The sequence below is a fragment of the Kitasatospora sp. NPDC047058 genome (assembly GCF_040643935.1).
Taxonomy (GTDB): domain Bacteria; phylum Actinomycetota; class Actinomycetes; order Streptomycetales; family Streptomycetaceae; genus Kitasatospora.
Map to the genome: position 1 here is coordinate 1 of NZ_JBEYVJ010000747.1, position 1,984 is coordinate 1,984.

A 1,984-nucleotide genomic window follows, 5' to 3' on the forward strand; every position below is an offset into this window, starting at 1 on the left:
CGCTGCGTCGGCAGCCGCCCGAGCACCGGGGCTCGGTCTGGGCCTGCGAGTTCCGCCCCGCCGACCGGGGCGCGGCCGGGCCCGCCGGCGACGGGCCCGGCGAGGCACCCGGGGCGGAGCCGGACACGCTGCTGGTCACCGGCGGCAACGACGGCGCCGTCCGGCTCTGGGAGCCCGGCTCCGGCCGCAGCCGGCTGCTGCTGCGCGGCCACGGCCGCCGGATCGGCTCGCTCTCCTTCAACGGCGACGCCACCCTGCTGGCGGCCGGCGGCAACGACGGCGTGGTCCGGCTCTGGGAGCCGGCCACCGGCCGCCGGACCAGGGAGCTCGCGGCCCGCAGCAGCCGCCTGGTCTCCGCGCAGTTCAGCCCGGAGGGCCCGCTGCTGGCCACCGCCAGCAACGACGGCGACCTCTACCTGTGGAACGCCCTCAGCGGCGAGTACCTGCGCGAGATGGACGTCGAGACCGAACACGTCTGGGCCGAGGCCTTCAGCCCCGACGGCGTCCTCGTCGCCACCGCCAACGACGACGACACCGTGCGCATCTGGTACCGCAGCACCGGCGCGCACGTCGCCACCCTGCGGGAACACCGCGGCCGGGTCCGCTCCATCGCCTTCAGCGCCGACGGCCGACGGCTGGCCACCGGCTGCGACGACGGCCGGGTCCGGATCTGGGACGTCGCGGCCGGCCGGATCGCGGCCCAGCTGGAGGGCCACCACGACCGGGTCTACGCGGTCGCGTTCGCCCCCGACGGCGGCTCCTGGCTGGCCAGCGCCTCCTGGGACGGCGACGCGGTGGTCTGGTCGGACGGCGCCGCCCGGTACCGGCTGAGCGGTCACGTCGGCCGGCTCTGGACCGCCGCCGTGCACCCCCGGCGCCCGCTGCTCGCCACGGCCGGCGACGACCGCGTCGTCCGCCTCTGGGACCCGCACACCGGCCGCGACCTCGGCCGTCTGCGCGGCCACACCGGCCGGATCCTCGCCGTCACCTTCAGTCCCGACGGCTCGCTGCTCGCCAGCGGCGGCGAGGACGGCACCGTCCGCCTCTGGAACGTCCCCGCCGGCGGCCTCCCCGTCCTCCGCGCCACGCTGCTCGGCGCCCCCGACGGCTGGGCCGCCCTGCTCCCGTCCGGTGCCTACAAGTACGAGGGCGACGTGGTCGGCGAGTTCTGGCACGCCGTCGGCATGTGCCGCTTCGAACCGGGTGAACTCGACACCCACCTGCCCGGCGTCCACCGGCTCCCGCCGGAGGCCGAGCTCTGAGGCCCGGTCCGGCGGCGACGGCGCACGGCGGCCGTTACGTCGTGCGCCGGCGCCAGACCGTGAACTGCTGCTGCCGGTCCACCTTCTCGACGTACCACTCGGCGGGGTGGCCCGGCCAGTACGCGTCCGGTGCGCCGCCCTCGGCGGGCAGCGGGGTGACCATCGCGGTGGCCTCCGCGGGGACCGGCTGCCAGCGCGGGTCGCGGTACCAGACCCGGCCCCGGTAGACCTCGAAGGCCTGCGCGCCGCGCAGGTTGCCGTCCACGTCCCAGGCGAACACCACGCTGTCGTCGGGGCGCAGCCCGGAGCTCTGGGTGAAGCCGGTGGCCAGGCCCTTGCGCCACTGCGCGTGCGGGCGGGCCACCGCCTCGGTGACGGCGGCGGTGGCGAACCCGGCGAACAGCGTGAGCGAGAGGCCCAGCGCCCAGAGCACCCGGCTCCCGCCGGCCAGCCGCAGCAGGACGGCCGCGCCGAGCACGGCGAGCGCCGCGGCGGTCGAGCGCAGCATGTTGAGCCTGCCCCAGTCCACGGCCAGGAAGAGGGCGTCCGGCATCCCCCAGGCGATGAAGACCTGCGAGGTGAGCAGGGAACCGGCGGAGCGGATCACCGATTCGGCCAGCAGCAGGGTGAGTCCGGCGGCGGCGGCCGCCGGGCCGGCGTGCGAGTCGCTGCCGTTGACCTTGCGCAGCGCCGGGAGGTACTTGGCGAGGACGTTGCCGGGC

Annotated in this window: 2 protein-coding genes; one reads left to right on the forward strand and one right to left on the reverse strand. The window is 76.8% G+C overall.

All coding sequences use genetic code 11. The annotated features are described in order from the left end of the window. A partial coding sequence (locus ABZ885_RS40100; RefSeq protein WP_360199983.1) for a WD40 repeat domain-containing protein occupies positions 1–1,262 on the forward strand: 1,262 nt, incomplete at its 5' end. A gap of 34 nt (positions 1,263–1,296) precedes the next feature. Here the strand turns inward: ABZ885_RS40100 and ABZ885_RS40105 are convergent. Further along, a partial coding sequence (locus tag ABZ885_RS40105; protein ID WP_360199985.1) for a hypothetical protein occupies positions 1,297–1,984 on the reverse strand: 688 nt, incomplete at its 5' end.